This is a genomic window from Halobacillus sp. GSS1 (assembly GCF_017307035.1).
Lineage (GTDB): Bacteria > Bacillota > Bacilli > Bacillales > Halobacillaceae > Halobacillus > Halobacillus litoralis.
Window position 1 is genome coordinate 29540 of sequence record NZ_JAFLHE010000011.1, and the last position, 15727, is coordinate 45266.

The following is a 15727-nucleotide window of genomic DNA, read 5'->3' on the forward strand; positions in this document are numbered from 1 at the left end:
CCTCCGTCAATCTCCTATCCGATTCTCCAAGAAATTGACACAGTTCTCCCTCTCTCTCAAAAAAAACAGACCTACGAAAGGTCTGAATGGAGCGGATTCAAATCACAAATATATTAACTAAAAGGAAGCTTATATCTTGCAAGGAAAGTGAAGCAAAATGCATACGCTATCCTCTATTATTCATGCAAAAAGCTTGTTATAGAGCGCTTTATGACAAACGTACAATATTACTGACTAATAATATTTCTCTAGAAAGAGATACGTTTGTAAGCTTCCATCATGTTTTGGTTATGTTGATCAGAACCGTCGACATTCCCGCTTTTGAAAACAGGAGGTGCTTCACCACTTTCTGCGATTCTCTCAATCGTTCGCGTCATAAGTTCGTGTAAAATCCCTGTTCCTACTACAGAAGAAACTGGAGAATAAGATCGATCTCCTTTGTGCATAATCGTATCCCCAACTGGAACTTCCATGTCGATAAGATCATCGACGACATCCTCAAGCCTGGAGTTACTGGGGTGACGGGACGGTTGACTTTCTTTATAACCGAGGGAGGTTAAAGCCACGGTGTATAGACCTTTTTCTTTACAATAAATAGCTGTTTCAATAGGAGCAGGATTGCGACCGGAAGTAGAAATAATCAGCACAGCATCTTTTCTCTGCAAGTCTTCTTTTTCCAAATACGGCTGAACTATTCCAGATTTACGTTCATTTTCACTCGCCTGACTCGCTCCTCGATGCAGCATTAATTCTTCAATCCAGATAGGATGCACAGGTACAAGTCCTCCCGCCCGATAAAAAACATCCTGAGCAAGTAAACTGGAATGACCACAACCAAAGGTATGGATAACCCCTCCTGCTTGAATGATACTGGAGAGGTTTTCACCTACTTTCTCAAAGTTATGGAATTGGGAAGAATCAATTTCCAACAATTTCTGGGAAACTTTTGTTAAATAGCTCATCTCGAACTCCTTATCGATCAATATCCGTGATGAATTTATACCGATCGGCACGATAGGTGGATTTAACGACCTCAAAAGGAACACTTTGAGCAAGAAAACTTTTACGTTCAATATGAAGCACCGGGGAATGAGGAGAGATATTCAAGTGTTCCGCTTCTTCCTCATCGGCAGCACGTGCTTCGATGATCTGGCGTGCCTGACTGATGGCCATGCCTAAATCATGCTCTACATAATGATATATGGATCCGTGCACAATATCTTCCGTTAAGTTCGGCAGTAATTCTTGAGGCATAAAAGTGGTTTCGATGGCCATTGGTTTGTCCTCGGCTATCCTTATCCGCTGAATACAGTACACTTTATCCTCTTCTTCCAGATCTAGTTTTTCCCGGATATCTCTTGGTGCTGCAATAACATCAAAGGCCAGCAGCTGACTGCTCGATGACATTCCCCTCTGCTTCATGTCTTCCGTAAAACTCGTTAACCCTTTCAGCGGTTGTTCAAGTTTCTTTTCTGCTACATATGTGCCTTTTCCCTTTTCACGGTAAAGGACACCTGCGTTCACCAAATTAGTCACTGCCTGTCTTACAGTCATACGACTGACTTCAAAACGCTCGGAAAGCTCCCGCTCGGACGGGATCATTTTACCGACCTCAAACTCCTCTTCTTCTATCTTTTGTTTCAAGTACTCTTCAATCTGATAATACAGTGGTAACGGAACGTTTTTCTTTAACAAAGGATTCATCCTTTCCGTTGAACTTTCTTATACGCATCTTCATCTACGAGTAAAGTAATGTCATCATGGCTTTTTAATGAAGAGGCAGGAAACTGCTCATCAAGCTCCCCTTGAATCAGTCGGAGAATGGCCTCCGCTTTTCGTTCACCGGAAGCCAAAAGAACAATTTTACGGCTTTTTAATATGGAACGGATGCCCATGGTAATCGCCTTCGTCGGCACGTATTCCATAGATTCAAAGAAACGGGCATTGGCTTCCCTCGTTGACTCAGTCAGATGTACAATATGCGTCTCACTATCAAACGAAGTGCCAGGTTCGTTAAATCCGATATGTCCATTTTCCCCAATCCCTAGTAGCTGTAAATCAGGGGGGCCAATCCGGTCAATCACATTTTCATAACGCTTGCACTCTTGTTCCAGTTCTTCGGTCTTTCCAAAAGGTATGTGCGTGTGTTCCAGATCAATATTGATAAACTGGAACAAGTGATGATTCATAAAATATCGGTAGCTCTGAGGATGTTCGGGAGCCAGACCTACGTATTCATCTAAATTGATTGTCCTTATATGACGAAAGTCTGCACGGTCCTCTTTATAGCCCTTAATCAATTCTTTGTAGGTACCTAGAGGCGTTCCACCTGTAGCTAAGCCTAGCACAGTATCCGGCTTTTTTGTGATTTGTTCTTCAATCATTCGGGAAGCCGTCTGACTCATTTCCTCATAATTTCTTGCAACAATGACATTCATGATGCTCCCCCCTTCCCATCATAACTAATCACTCCACGACAAATCGTTGTCACTACACAGCCTTCTTCATCTAATAGGACGAGGTCTGCATCTTTCCCTTTGGCAATACTCCCTTTCCGATCATAAACCCCAAGCTCCCGGGCTGCATTAGCGGAAGTCATTTTAACTAATTCATTCAGACCCACTCCAGCAAAGGTGCGCATTTTTCGTGCCGCTTCTTCCAATGTTAGAATACTGCCTGCTAGCGTGCCATCAGAAAGGCGGGCTTCTCCATTTTCCACAGTCACATTTTGTCCCGCAAGATCATAGGTACCAGAAGGTAGACACTTGGCCCTCATCGCATCAGTGATCAGGATTGTTCGATCACTTCCAAGAATCTGATAAGCTAAGCGGACCGCTTCCGGATGGATGTGGATGTGATCGACAATCATCTCCACGAAAAGGTCAGGATTCGTAAAAGCAGCTCCAACTAAGCCAGGTTCCCTATGGTGAAGACCACTCATCTGATTGTATAAATGTGTCACATGGCTCGCGCCTTTTTCAACCGCATCGTTCGCTTCCGCCAAAGAGGCTTCGCTATGTCCCAAGGAACAAATCACACCTTTTCCCCTGACCTTTTCAATAAAAGGAAGAGCACCTTTCAATTCAGGGGCCAAGGTTACGAGTTTGATCTGCTGTTGACTTTCGTTCTGCCATTGCTCGAAAAGGGTGAGGGAAGGTTCCGTAATGTGTTCCAAAGGCTGAGCCCCTGCTTTAGATGGTGAAATAAAAGGCCCTTCGAGGTGAATCCCAAGAACTTCTGCTTGTCCATTCCTCTGCTGTTGTTCCATATATGTCCCCGCATTTGTCACGGCTTGAGAAATTCTTTCTCTGGATTGCGTCATGGTTGTGGCCAGAAAACTCGTCGTCCCTTCCATGGGGAGCTGAACGGCCACCCCATGCAAAGCTTCCTCAGTAGCGTCCATCACGTCATGACCATTGGCCCCATGGATGTGTACGTCTATGAAACCTGGTAGGAGAGTAAGGTTTCTACCATGCCCATCAATGACAGGAGCCCCGTCCTTAACGATGATTTCTTCCTGAATTTCTTCTATTTTCCCCTCACTTACCCTTACACTACCGGAGGGTATGGTCCTATCTTCCGTAACGATGGTTACATTCGTAATGACCAAATCATTCATTCCCTTTGCCTCCTTCCTCTATTTTCATTACCCCTTTTTGGCCTTGTTCCAGGTATCCTTCTTTAAGAAGTTCCACGTTTGCTCCTTCCGCATTCGTGAAAATAAACGGAGTTACGACAGACGGTGCATTCGCTTTGACAAAATCAAGATCCACACGCAGCAACGGCGTTCCCTGTTCCACCTTTTGTCCAGATTCAACAAGTGCTTCGAATCCTTCTCCATTTAGCTTAACGGTATCCAAACCAACGTGAATCAACATTTCCAATCCATTCTCCAGCTCAAGTCCGATAGCATGTTTCGTCGGGAAAACTTGAAGGACTTTCCCGTTCACAGGCGAATGGAAGGTGCCTTCTGAAGGATCAATGGCAAACCCTGGTCCCATCATCCCTTTGGCAAACACTTCATCCGGGACTTCGGAGAGAGGAAGAACGTTTCCATTCAACGGCATTTGAAAATCTTCTTCTTTTACTTTTCTTGACGGAACCTTTTTTGACTCTTTCTCTTCAGGTGGGATTTCCTCATCCGTGACACCTTCAGGAGCACGATATCCATGTTCCATTTGTTTCTTCATTGCATCTGCGACAAACTCGACAGAAGTACCCACAATCACTTGAAGATTCCTTTTACCAAGTTTCATGACTCCGCGTGCCCCTTGACGCTTCAACTCTTTTTCATTGATTTTGTCCCGGTCTCTCATTTCAAGACGAAGTCGAGTGGTACAATAATCCAACGTTTCTATATTTTCAGGACCACCTAACGCGTTTAGATAATGGTAAGCTTTCGCATCGTAATCACTGCTTTCTGTTTCAGTAGCTCCCTCTTCCACTTCCTCGTCTTCTCTCCCTGGTGTTTTCAAATCCAGTTTAACAATAAGGAAGTAGAAAATTACGAAATAGACCGCTCCCATAAACAAGCCGATTAAAATCAGAGTGAACGGATTCTGTGCAATGTTGTAGTTCAGTAAATAATCAATTAATCCTGCTGAAAAACCGAAACCATGTCTGACATCAAACACAAAAGCAAGGATCATAGACACACCGGTCAACAAGGAGTGTACGACATATAAAAGTGGAGAAAGGAACATGAAAGAAAATTCAATTGGTTCGGTAACTCCCGTAATGAAGGAGGTTAAACCAATACTCAAAAACATTCCTCCAACTGCTGCTTTTCTCTCTTTTTTCGCCGCGGCATACATAGCTAGGCATGCAGCCGGCAGGCCGAACATCATGACTGGGAAAAATCCAGCCAGGAAGTAACCAGCGGAAGGGTCCCCATTTAGGAAGCGATTGATCTCTCCGCGCACAACTTCACCGGCCTCTGTTGTAAATGTACCGAAATCAAACCAGATCAAGGCATTCATAACGTGGTGTAAACCGACCGGGATAAGCAGACGGTTCAACACACCATAGACACCTACGCCCAGTTCTCCCCCGTTTAGAATCCAGTTTGCCGTTGAATCAAGGACGGCTTGTGGATACACCCATATATAGCCGAATACAAAGGAAAGGACGACCATAACTGCTGATGTGATGATTGGAACGAATCGCTTCCCACCAAAGAAAGAAAGGAATTCCGGGAATTTCACATCATTGTACTTGTTGTACAACATCCCGGCGATGACACCAGCTATCACACCGGCAAAAACACCCATATCCACATCCTTATTGATCGCCTCTATTCCACCATCAAGGACCAAATAACCGATGGCACCTGCTAAAGCAGCTGCACCATTCCCATCTTTGGCAAAACCCATCGCAATACCGATGGCAAATATAAGAGCCAAATTTCCGAGTATCCCGTTACCAGCTGCTGTAATGAACGGAATATTCAACATATCTTCCATCCCTAACCGTACCAGCAGAGCCGCAGCCGGCAATGTAGCGATTGGGAACATTAATGATTTACCTATTCGTTGTAAAAAACTTAGCATTGTCGCTAACCTCCTTCAAATTGAAAACGTTTTACTGAAATCATCTTACCACCCTGTTTTCTAGTTGTCTATACCAGTGAATGATGTTTGAATATTCTATAAAAAACATAACCAAATATTCTCCTTACCTACATTTTCTACACATTTATACGATTTAACCTTATTAAAGAATATGGCAGGTTTCTTGAAGACTCAGTTTCGAGACTTATGCTGAGTGGATGGGGGCTGCGGGGAATAGCTCGCTTTCCGCGGGAGCGCGGTGAGCCTCCTCGGACTGCGTCCTGTGGGGTCTCACCCTGCACTTTTTTTCCGCAGGAGTCTCGCCATTCCCCTCCGCCCACTTACCCAAAGAAGATACTCGAAACTACTACTTAAAAAACCAGTTTGTATGGTTGAGGGAAGTGGATAATTAGAACACCTCCAAAGTACGAAAAGGCTGATCCAGAGCGCATTTAACCTATACATTTAAATAAGGTTTCAAATCTCGAGTTGTTTCGAGACTCTTATAAGGTAAAGGGGCGGAGGGAAACGGTGAGACTCCTATGGGACGTGTGGGACAGGTGAGACCCCGGAAGGCGTAGCCTGAGGAGGCTCACCGCCCGCCCCATGGAAAGCGAACCTTTTCCCGGAGCCCCTAGAATGACACGAACATCTCGAAACTGAGTCTTCCACAAACGGGAGCAATTCTGGGGTTGGAGGAATTGAAAAAAACCGCCCTGGCTTGGGCGGTTTGGTTAGAAGGTGACTTTGTAGGTTCTGAGCCAGTGGTCAATCTGGCAAAGATGGGCAATTAACTGTGGGCCTGTCATAAGCTGACCGAACCACGGTGTATCAATCGATTTCCCTTCCGAATCCTTAAGTTTCCTCACTTGGTTACGATCAAAAATATCAAAAAGCGGCGCATCCGGATCCGCAAGCGTCTCTTCCATCCACGTACAAACAGCCTTTGTATAATCAGGGTGGAAGGTTTTCGGATATGGATTTTTCTTCCGAAAGAGTACTTTATCCGGCAAAATCCCTCTTAAGGCTTGACGCAGAAGTCCTTTCTCCTGATCATTATGAAACTTCATGCTCCATGGCACATTCCATACATACTCCACGAGACGATGATCGCTGAATGGAACACGCACCTCAAGACTCGCCCCCATACTCATACGGTCCTTCCGCTCAAGTAAGGTCTGCATAAACCAGTTCATATTCAAATATGACATTTGTCTATGTTTCTTACTATCTTCATCCTCACCTGCAAGCAGGGGTGTTTCTGCAATAGTTTCCTGATACCGCTTCAACATGTACCATTCTATATCAATATCCCCTTTTAAATCTTGACGGACGAGCGTAACCCTCTCATTAAGAGAGCGAATCCAAGGAAATCCTTTTCTTTCTTTATCTTCTTTCCTGTAAAACCAAGGATATCCTCCAAAAATTTCGTCCGCGCATTCTCCGGAAAGCGCAACGGTCACATGGTTTTTAATTTCCTCACAAAACCAAAGTAAAGATGAATCCACATCGGCCATCCCGGGCAGATCCCGAAGTTCCACGGCCCGTTTCAAACGTGACACAAGATCCTCTGTTCTCGCTTCCATGACCGTGTGGTTCGTTTGATTTTGCGCACTGACAAGATTAATGAACGCTTCATCCCGGTCTGGTTGGAACGCATTCTTTTTGAAAAATTTCTCTTGATCTTTATAATCGATAGAAAATGTCTGGAGTGCACCTAACTGGTCTTGCTTATATTTTTCAGCAGCCACAGCCGTTATGGCACTTGAATCGACACCTCCTGATAAAAAGGTCCCCAGTTTCACATCTGATACGAGCTGTCTCTGAGAGGCGTCCATAAATAATTCGCGTACGCGGGCAACCGTCTCATCAAAAGAATCTTCGTGAGGAGCGCTTTCTACATTCCAATACCTGTCGACCTTCAATTTTCCATTTTCAAAAACGGCGCGGTGACCAGGACGGATTTCATTAATTTCTTGAAAGATCCCCTCTCCTGGGGTCCTCGACGGTCCCAAAGACAACAGTTCATGAAGACCGTTGCTGTCCACAGCGGATGTAACTTCCGGATGGGCTAATAAAGCTTTCATTTCAGAGGCAAACATTACTCCGCTCCCTCGGTCACTGTAAAAAAGCGGCTTGACCCCCAGACGGTCACGAGCTAGAAAGAGGCGTTCCCGGTGTTTCTCCCAGACACTGAATGCAAAGATCCCATTCAAATAGTCGACACATGATCCTCCCCACTCCATGTAACTAACAAGAACCACTTCCGTATCTGAGTGAGATTGGAACGTCCATCCTTTTGTCTTCAGTTGATCTCTGACATCCTCTGTATTGTAAAGTTCTCCGTTATAGCATAAAATGTATTCTTCATCCCTCGCCTTGCGGATCATCGGCTGTTTACCTCCGGCAGGGTCTACAACTATTAAACGTTGGTGACCGAACGCAGCCGGACCCTCGATCCATTTTTGGTAATCATCCGGTCCGCGGTGCTGCAACGTGTTTGCCATTCGATCCAATATCGAAGCCTTTTCTTCTGTTTTATGGGCTGCATCGATCCATCCAACAATTCCACACATCTAGCCTCACCATCCTTTTTCAATACGAAATGCGCAAGTCACGCTTCAGCGCTGGATTTTCACATAAAAAAACCATCATGACTCACTATATGATGGCAACGTTTTTCTTATGAAACCCTCCTGCACTATTAAAGTAAATGGCAGGATTGTTGAAGACTCAGTTTCGAGACTTTCCAGGGTTCATTGCCGGGTTGAGCGTCAGGGGTGGCTGGGAAGCTACTCGCTTTCCTGTGGGGGAGCGCCGAGCTTCCTCGGACTGAGTCCTGTGGGATCTCGCCTATCTCCTTCTCCCACGGGAGTCTCGCAGCTTCCCAACCACCCCATTCAAAGAGAGGGTAAACGAACCCCTTCACCAAAGTTGGATGGTCTTCCACTATCCCGGTTGTTGTAGGCATAAAACGCTCTGTATCAAGCTTTCAGGGTTCAAGCACCTCGGCTTGGGAGTATTATCCTTATACTCTCATCAAATAGAATAGCTGATTATTCATGAAGTGGTTTCGAGACACTGATATAGCAAAGGGGCGGAGGGGAATGGTGAGACTCCTGCGGGAAAAAAGTGCTTGATGAGACCCCACAGGACGCAGTCCGAGGAGGCTCACCGCGCTCCCGCGGAAAGCGAGCTTTCCCCGCAGCCCCCATCCACTCAACAAAAGTCTCGAAACTGAGTCTTCCACAAACGGGAGCTTTTATGGAAGAGAGAAAAAGTTACATAAATGTGTTGACATATAAATTGAGAATGATTATCATTATAAATGATAATAGTTATCACCGTTACCCCCCAAATAACGGACGAATATCAGACACAGAAACACAGCCCCCTTTTTTCGATATTAAAAAGCTGCATGCGATTAACGCATGCAGCTTTATTTTTATGCTGGCAATATCCCTGCTGGTAAGAAACCAAATCCAAGAATAATCGCGATGATTCCAGCAATAGCAAGCTGAGCCCACCAGATCCCTGTTGGTTTCTTCTTCTTATATTTGACAGCTACCATTTCCATAGAAGCAATGGTCCAAAGACCAACGAGCAGTTTAATCATTACAAGAGGGCCGTATTCGGCATAACTTGCGAAAAGCGAACCACCGGAATAAAGAATAAGCAAGTAAAAAAGACGAAGAATCATGTGAGAAATCTTTGCCGCTTTTTCACTGCCTTTACGGGTGAACATGACTACTAGACCGACAAGTACAAATGCGATGACCCATGAAGTAATATGTAAGTGCGCCATATTTTATTATCCTCCTTTTCATATGAATCTACGGTTATGATACCACGACTCTTCGACATATTCCTATTATTTTGTTACAGACATCATTTTCTAAATTATAAGAAAATAAGAAGCAAACCTGTTATAATGATGAAAGACTGAATTGAAAATGGAGGGATTGCATGTCTGTAATTAGTAGTCAAAACATTATTGATCAAACCCAGGAGTATGGTGCGAAGAACTACCATCCACTTCCAATCGTTATTTCTAAAGCGGAAGGAGTATGGGTGGAGGATCCTGAGGGAAATCGTTATATGGATATGTTAAGCGCTTACTCTGCCGTCAACCAAGGGCACCGTCACCCGAAGATCATTCAGGCGCTGACCGATCAGGCCAATCGTGTAACCCTTACTTCCCGTGCTTTTCATAATGATCAGCTCGGTCCTTGGTACGAGAAGATTTGCAAGCTGACGAATAAAGAGATGGCTCTTCCGATGAACACTGGGGCAGAGGCTGTGGAAACAGCCATTAAAGCAGCAAGGCGCTGGGCCTATGATGTTAAAAAAGTGGAAGAAGACCAAGCGGAAATCATCGCCTGTACAGGGAACTTCCATGGAAGGACGATGACGGCTGTTTCCCTTTCTTCTGAGAAGGAATACAAACGCGGTTTCGGACCAATGCTTCCAGGCATTAAACTGGTGCCATACGGAGATATTGAAGCGCTTAAGGAAGCCATTACAGAAAACACGGCCGGCTTTATGCTCGAGCCAATTCAAGGGGAAGCCGGCATCGTCATGCCACCGGAAGGCTTCCTAAAAGAAGCTTATGAGGTTTGTAAAGAAAACAATGTCCTGTTCATTGCTGATGAGATTCAGGCAGGTCTTGGGCGAAGTGGGAAAATGTTCGCTTGTGACTGGGAAAATGTCAGTCCAGACATGCTCATTCTTGGGAAAGCTCTAGGCGGCGGCGTCTTCCCAATCTCTTGTGTGGTTGCAAACAGGGAAGTCCTTGGTGTCTTCAATCCAGGTTCCCATGGTTCCACGTTCGGTGGTAACCCACTTGGGTGCGCTGTTTCAGTCGCCTCCCTCGAAGTGATTGAAGAAGAAAAACTGGCAGAACGTTCTCTTAAGCTTGGAAATTATATGATGCAGGAACTGAAATCGATCGACAACCCGAAAATTAAAGAGGTACGTGGGAAAGGTCTCTTTATCGGTGTTGAAATGACAGAACCTGCCCGTAAGTATTGCGAAGAATTAAAAGAAAAAGGATTACTATGTAAGGAAACTCATGAAAATGTCATTCGTTTTGCTCCTCCTCTAGTGATTGAGCAGGATGACCTGGACTGGGCCATCAGTCAAATTAAAGCAGTTTTAAGCTAAGCATAAAAAATACGACAGCCCTTTGGGGCTGTCGTATTTTTTATTTAAGAGAAGCGATTTTCTTTTGTTTCCAGGGGGCAAGGATAACCTCCACCTCCCGCTCCTCCCTCTGCTCCCAAAACGCCCCTGTATTTTCTTCAATATAGTACCTTCCAAGACCGATATCCACTTGGTATTGTTGGAGCGAAGGATCAGACCATTGATACTTAGCGGTAAGCACCACTTGATTATCCTCTGTTTCAGGCCACAGGGTAGAAGCTTCTACAAGCTCGTAGATTTTTTCATCATTTTCCTCGAGCAGCAAAAACACTTTTTCTCCTCGGTTCAATGATTCATCGACCGACCATTTCTCTTCTGGTACTCGTTCAATCGCATAGTCCAGTGTTACATAATCCCCGTAAAAAGGATCACGCGGGTCCACGGGTGCCGTCTTTAGAGTAATAGTTTGGCCCCAGATGTCCATGACATAGTAAGAAGCGGACATGAGAAGAAGAAACAAGATTTGCAGAGTAACAAGTCCATAAAACCACGAGCGCTGCTTCATCTCTCTTCTCCTCCTTTATGAATGGTGCGTCGTTTTTTCTCAAGGAAGTAACTGAGTGCAAACAATAAAACCCCGCCGATCAGGAAAAACAACGAACGATCCATGAAATCCCAGGCGAGCTGAAAATAAGCTATAAAAGTAGTCAGGAGAAAAGCGACCGTCCCTTTATTGACCCACCTTGACACTTCCTGCTGATATCCTGAGATCAACCATAGCAGGGAATAAAGAAAGAGAATGAAGAGGGACAACATATCTCCAGATTCAAAGCGGAAAACCGGGACGAACAAAAGCAAGTCAATCCAGTAGTAGTTGGTCGAACTCATCGCAGACCTCACCACAGAAAAGAAGAATAGAATGGCCCAGGCTAAAAAGAAGTAAAGCGAGGACTCCGTTAGTTCACCGACATATTCGTTTCCGAGGAAAAATACCTGCAGAATCAGCATGGTGAAGACAGATACAATACTCAGGGTTTTGAATACATGCACCTTCCCTTTTTCGAGAAGGAAATCCTCCACAACATAAAGCAGTAAGAAAAACGCGATCAACCAATAGTAGGGCATGCCTTCACTAAATACCAGAATGACAGCTTGCAGCATGTAACTCGTTCCAAATGCGGCTAATTGAGTTACTTTCCGTGAACTCAATACGAACCACCCTAAACCAACAATGAACAGAAGGCCCAGCCATATGTGGAAGTGCTGAAAAACAAGACCACTGTAAAGCTGTCCCACCGTCATAATTACAAGTGTTGCGTAAAAAAATGAATCGTCTTTAAAAATCAAAAACAAACCAAAGGCGACGATAGCCCATAAGAAAAATGGAAAAGCACTGTAGGATGTATAGTGATACATTTGACCGGTAAGAAAAATACTGGATCCAAAGATCAGAAGAGCAATCAGGATGAGACTGATCCCGACCCGTTTGGATTTTTTCCTGTACACCCAATCTCCGCACAAATAAAAGACGGTTAGTGAAGTGAGAAGAATCACCATTCTCCCAAGATCCGTCAAATAAGACCAGTTTGATGCAACGAAAGTCAAAAACGCCAGCCCTATGAAAAGAGCCGCAAAAGTGAGCAGCACGGGTTTGTTCTGCTTTTTAGGATAGCGTTCCAGCAATTGATCACGCTGGACTTCACTAATAATCGCATCTTCTACCCATTTTTTGCTTTCTTTAACGAGGTGATCACGATTCAAGACATCTGCCCCCTTCTCTTATGAAACTGCCTCTCTTTTTCTTCTCAATGGCTGCTTTTTCCCATACGTCAACGTCCGCCATAACCATTCTAACGGTCCATAACGGAACTTTTTCAACCACGCCTTGCTTACGAAGACTTGGCCGGTGAATATAACTATAACGATAATCAAACTTCCAATCGGCGGGACGTCACCATATAACCCAAAGCCGACGGAATAAAAAAGGATGAAACTGATTATAGACTGCAGGATGTAATTGGATAAAGACATCCTGCCGACCCATGTTAAAGGATGGACGATACGGGCACCAATTGAGGTCTGGAACAATAGAGTAATAGATAAGACATAAAAGATAGCTGACGCTGAACCACCGATGCTATCCTGAGCCAGCTGAAACCATTCCGGACTTCCGAATAAATGCGGTCCTGCTTTGAAAATGAGGAACAATATACCCGTCAGCACCCATATATTTTTAATGGAATGCAAATGGTCGTTCGGTTTATGAAGCCATCGCTTCCGGCAAAAATACATCCCGAATAAAAACATCGGAATTAAACTTAAAGCGAGAAATGGGAGGTTCCCCCATTGATTGGCATATACCCAGTCGGCTAAGTTTTGCCGCCAGATATCAACGAGCGATCCGCTTCCATAGTTCCCCAGGGATTCTTGGATCGCCGGACGGTTGACGATGCCCTGCATCTGATCCCTGATCATGTACAGCGAAAAAGTCAGTGGCAGCACAAGGAAGGCCAACATTCCGAACGCCCAGTACAGCAACGATTTTTCATGAACATTGAAAAAGGCCAACAGAACAAGTCCGAGGACTCCATAGGAAAGCAGAATATCCCCGTGCCAGATCAGGAAAGCATGAATGAGCCCGAATCCTGTAAGTACAAGGAGACGCCTAAAAATCACACGTTGGTATGGAAGTTGCTTTTCCACAAGACGGTCCTTCATCATCTGGATACCGAATCCGAACATGAAGGAAAACAACGTATAAAAACTGGCTTGGAAGAAAATATCAATGAAATTTTGTACGGTATGACTGAGTGGCGATGGCCAATATTCCGCTGCCCCCCCATACAAAAAATATGGAGCGTTAAATGCAGGTACATTGACCATAAAGATTCCGAGAATCGCAAGCCCCCTGGCTGCATCGACCCAGTCGATCCGTTCAGATTCGCGGAGAGGTGAACCTTTCCTTTTCATATGTATTCCCCCTATGATAGTTATTTTACTTTTCTTACGTCATTTAGACAATGAAGTTTCATAAACTGTAGAAAGGAGTTTTTGTTATGCCCGCAAAAGTCGGAGCCGTTAAAGTGATTTCCCTATCGTCTTCAAGTATTTTTAACATCGGTGACGTCTACAATATGGCTCCGGAAGCGACAGCAAAAACTTTTGCCGGTGGGGGTTCTTTCAATACTGGTGATGGCATCCGAATCCACATTAACCGATCAGATACGTTCATTAACGACTCCGAGCTTATTGATCAACCCATTGTGAATAATGCATAGGAGGTGCGTCTATGAATCTTACTGTCCACCAGTCCATCTATATTCACGTCCTAAGGATCGGCTCCGTAACAAACTCTTCTGTTCTTCAAATCGGAAGCTCCGGGGTCATCCAGTCAAAAGCTGATCTGTATAACACTGGCGGCTATACAGGACCTGGACCCAAAGCACAGCCGAAAGACGGAGAGGTCATCATCCCTGAAGCAGGAGGCGGCACGCTCGTTCCACTTTCCATAACATAGATGTCCCCCTCTCTTCATAAAGTTAGGTTAGGGGGTGAGCGCACTTGAACCAATACAATTCCTGGCAGTCATGGATCCAGCAAATGATGAACCAGATGGAACAACAACAGAAAATGATTGAGCAATTACAAAAAAAAATCGAGCAGATCCAGTCCATTGAACACCCACCAAGGACGGTTATCGAAAAAATCGAATATAAATTTGATCAGCTGAAAATCGAGACGCTCGAAGGAACCCTGCAAATCGGACTGACTCCAAATGGATCCGACCTCTCTGAGATCGGTGACTTATATAGCAACCAAGGGAACCAACTGCCACAAACAGATGATCAGGCGCTGCACTTTTTACAAGAATATATGGTCTCAGACATCCCCGTTTGGATGAATCAGTATTGCCGTGATCATGACATACAAGTGAGTGAGGAGCATAAAGAACGGATGATTGCAGATGTTCGTAAACAGCTGCCACAGCGCATGGAGTATTACCGTAACCAAGAGCCAGAAGCTCCACCTGAAACCCTCTTCCATCAAATCCAAACCGAAATCCAACACTCCATAGCGCAGTACTTCGAGACTCTACAAGGAGATGATGATCGTTGAATCATATTGTACACAACTATGGCCTGCACGTAGGAAATATTCGCGTGACGGGCGTTTCTGGTTCTTCCGTCTTTTTGATTGGAGATAATAAAACCATCCGTCTTCAATCTTTCTTTGATACTCCTCCCGAATCTCTGATTATCGGTCCTTTTGAGAATGTTGAAGAAAATTCAAATGTCGAGTTGGAACCAAATGATTAAGAGGATGGTTTACACTCAGGACGTAGACATTACCTCAGTGCTCATCGGCTCCATCGTTGATATCGGAGATGTTTACCGTGCCGCCCCCTCTTCAAAAGTGCTGGCTGTACAAAAAGAAGGTTTAGAATTCAAAGCTGACATTTATGATTTTGAAGATTTCCCTATCTTTTCCCAAGAGAGCTCCCCTCCGTTATCCCCTGTTCAGATCGACTCTTTTTACTATCAAAACCGCCCGATTGTAGTTGACCACGTACGTGTAATCGGGGTCTCTACCGCTGGGGTATTTCAAATCGGAGGCATAGATCATATTGATGCCATCAATTACACGAAACACTTCCGCATCCTCAAGAATGAAGAACAATAAAGGCCCGTTGTGCATACCTTGTAACTATAATGCTTGAATCGCACCAAAAAGGAGGCGATTGCGATGCCGGCTATTGTCGGACCCATCAGTATCAACAGCGTCGGTGGTGGAGTTGTTAACTTCGGAGATTCTTTTTATTTGTCCCCTAAATCTACAGGCAAAACAAATGCCGGATCGGGAGCTCTAAATACGGGAAACTGGATCATTACAAACAACGGACTCAGCTCGACGAACCCATTTGACCCAGACGTTGCCGATCAAAATATTACAGCAAATGCTTAGATGTACGGAAGCGCCCTTGATTGTCAGGGCGCTTTTGTTTTCCGTTTTTCGTTAAGTCCCTTACGCCTGCGTTA

Annotated in this window: 17 protein-coding genes; 7 read left to right on the forward strand and 10 right to left on the reverse strand. The window is 44.7% G+C overall.

Annotated elements, in window-relative coordinates; all coding sequences use genetic code 11:
• Nucleotides 1–248: 248 nt before the first annotated feature.
• The 7 genes from J0K78_RS16110 to J0K78_RS16140 all read right to left on the reverse strand — a co-directional run bounded on the left by J0K78_RS16110 (nucleotide 249) and on the right by J0K78_RS16140 (nucleotide 9354).
• Nucleotides 249–962 carry an SIS domain-containing protein gene (locus tag J0K78_RS16110; protein WP_206947956.1) on the reverse strand — a complete coding sequence of 238 codons (714 nt, stop codon included), beginning with the start codon at nucleotides 960–962 and terminating at the stop codon, nucleotides 249–251.
• A gap of 10 nt (nucleotides 963–972) precedes the next feature.
• Nucleotides 973–1695 carry a phosphonate metabolism transcriptional regulator PhnF gene (gene phnF, locus J0K78_RS16115; protein WP_206947957.1) on the reverse strand — a complete coding sequence of 241 codons (723 nt, stop codon included), beginning with the start codon at nucleotides 1693–1695 and terminating at the stop codon, nucleotides 973–975.
• A 5-nt stretch (nucleotides 1696–1700) separates the two neighbouring features.
• Nucleotides 1701–2438 (reverse strand): glucosamine-6-phosphate deaminase, encoded by a 738-nt coding sequence (gene nagB, locus J0K78_RS16120; protein WP_206947958.1) that lies wholly within the window; start codon nucleotides 2436–2438, stop codon nucleotides 1701–1703.
• Nucleotides 2435–3619 (reverse strand): N-acetylglucosamine-6-phosphate deacetylase, encoded by a 1185-nt coding sequence (gene nagA, locus J0K78_RS16125; protein WP_206947959.1) that lies wholly within the window; start codon nucleotides 3617–3619, stop codon nucleotides 2435–2437. The genes nagB and nagA overlap by 4 nt, the downstream gene beginning before the upstream one ends.
• Nucleotides 3612–5549, reverse strand: a complete 1938-nt coding sequence (gene nagE / locus J0K78_RS16130; RefSeq protein WP_206947960.1) for an N-acetylglucosamine-specific PTS transporter subunit IIBC — start codon at nucleotides 5547–5549, stop codon at nucleotides 3612–3614. Before nagE ends, nagA begins: the two co-directional genes overlap by 8 nt.
• Before the next feature lie 734 nt (nucleotides 5550–6283).
• Nucleotides 6284–8125, reverse strand: a complete 1842-nt coding sequence (gene asnB / locus J0K78_RS16135; protein ID WP_206947961.1) for an asparagine synthase (glutamine-hydrolyzing) — start codon at nucleotides 8123–8125, stop codon at nucleotides 6284–6286.
• A gap of 869 nt (nucleotides 8126–8994) precedes the next feature.
• On the reverse strand, nucleotides 8995–9354 hold the full coding sequence (locus J0K78_RS16140; protein ID WP_206947962.1) for a YisL family protein: 360 nt from the start codon (nucleotides 9352–9354) through the stop codon (nucleotides 8995–8997).
• A gap of 161 nt (nucleotides 9355–9515) precedes the next feature.
• Between J0K78_RS16140 and J0K78_RS16145 the strand changes: the two genes are divergently transcribed.
• Nucleotides 9516–10712, forward strand: a complete 1197-nt coding sequence (locus J0K78_RS16145; RefSeq protein WP_206947963.1) for an ornithine--oxo-acid transaminase — start codon at nucleotides 9516–9518, stop codon at nucleotides 10710–10712.
• A gap of 40 nt (nucleotides 10713–10752) precedes the next feature.
• On the opposite strand, the gene J0K78_RS16150 is transcribed toward J0K78_RS16145, so the two are convergent.
• From J0K78_RS16150 to J0K78_RS16160, 3 genes are read right to left on the reverse strand one after another with little or no spacing between them, the layout of a single operon-like run.
• Nucleotides 10753–11256 (reverse strand): GDYXXLXY domain-containing protein, encoded by a 504-nt coding sequence (locus tag J0K78_RS16150; RefSeq protein ID WP_160911945.1) that lies wholly within the window; start codon nucleotides 11254–11256, stop codon nucleotides 10753–10755.
• Nucleotides 11253–12452, reverse strand: a complete 1200-nt coding sequence (locus J0K78_RS16155) for a DUF2157 domain-containing protein (RefSeq protein ID WP_206947964.1) — start codon at nucleotides 12450–12452, stop codon at nucleotides 11253–11255. The genes J0K78_RS16150 and J0K78_RS16155 overlap by 4 nt, the downstream gene beginning before the upstream one ends.
• A gap of 18 nt (nucleotides 12453–12470) precedes the next feature.
• Nucleotides 12471–13661 (reverse strand): DUF418 domain-containing protein, encoded by a 1191-nt coding sequence (locus tag J0K78_RS16160; RefSeq protein WP_206947965.1) that lies wholly within the window; start codon nucleotides 13659–13661, stop codon nucleotides 12471–12473.
• An 86-nt stretch (nucleotides 13662–13747) separates the two neighbouring features.
• Between J0K78_RS16160 and J0K78_RS16165 the strand changes: the two genes are divergently transcribed.
• The 6 genes from J0K78_RS16165 to J0K78_RS16190 all read left to right on the forward strand — a co-directional run bounded on the left by J0K78_RS16165 (nucleotide 13748) and on the right by J0K78_RS16190 (nucleotide 15653).
• Complete coding sequence (locus J0K78_RS16165) at nucleotides 13748–13969, forward strand: spore germination protein (protein WP_206947966.1); 222 nt, start codon at nucleotides 13748–13750, stop codon at nucleotides 13967–13969.
• An 11-nt stretch (nucleotides 13970–13980) separates the two neighbouring features.
• Complete coding sequence (locus J0K78_RS16170; RefSeq protein ID WP_206947967.1) at nucleotides 13981–14208, forward strand: spore germination protein GerPB; 228 nt, start codon at nucleotides 13981–13983, stop codon at nucleotides 14206–14208.
• A gap of 44 nt (nucleotides 14209–14252) precedes the next feature.
• On the forward strand, nucleotides 14253–14807 hold the full coding sequence (gerPC, locus tag J0K78_RS16175; protein WP_160911936.1) for a spore germination protein GerPC: 555 nt from the start codon (nucleotides 14253–14255) through the stop codon (nucleotides 14805–14807).
• Nucleotides 14804–15007 carry a spore gernimation protein GerPD gene (locus J0K78_RS16180; protein ID WP_160911934.1) on the forward strand — a complete coding sequence of 68 codons (204 nt, stop codon included), beginning with the start codon at nucleotides 14804–14806 and terminating at the stop codon, nucleotides 15005–15007. The genes gerPC and J0K78_RS16180 overlap by 4 nt, the downstream gene beginning before the upstream one ends.
• The gene (locus J0K78_RS16185; protein WP_206947968.1) at nucleotides 15000–15371 is read left to right on the forward strand and encodes a spore germination protein GerPE; all 372 of its coding nucleotides are present in this window, start codon (nucleotides 15000–15002) and stop codon (nucleotides 15369–15371) included. The genes J0K78_RS16180 and J0K78_RS16185 overlap by 8 nt, the downstream gene beginning before the upstream one ends.
• 63 nt (nucleotides 15372–15434) lie before the next feature.
• A complete protein-coding gene (locus J0K78_RS16190) occupies nucleotides 15435–15653 on the forward strand; it encodes a spore germination protein (RefSeq protein ID WP_160911930.1) in 219 nt (72 codons plus the stop codon).
• The last annotated feature ends 74 nt before the right edge of the window (nucleotides 15654–15727 follow it).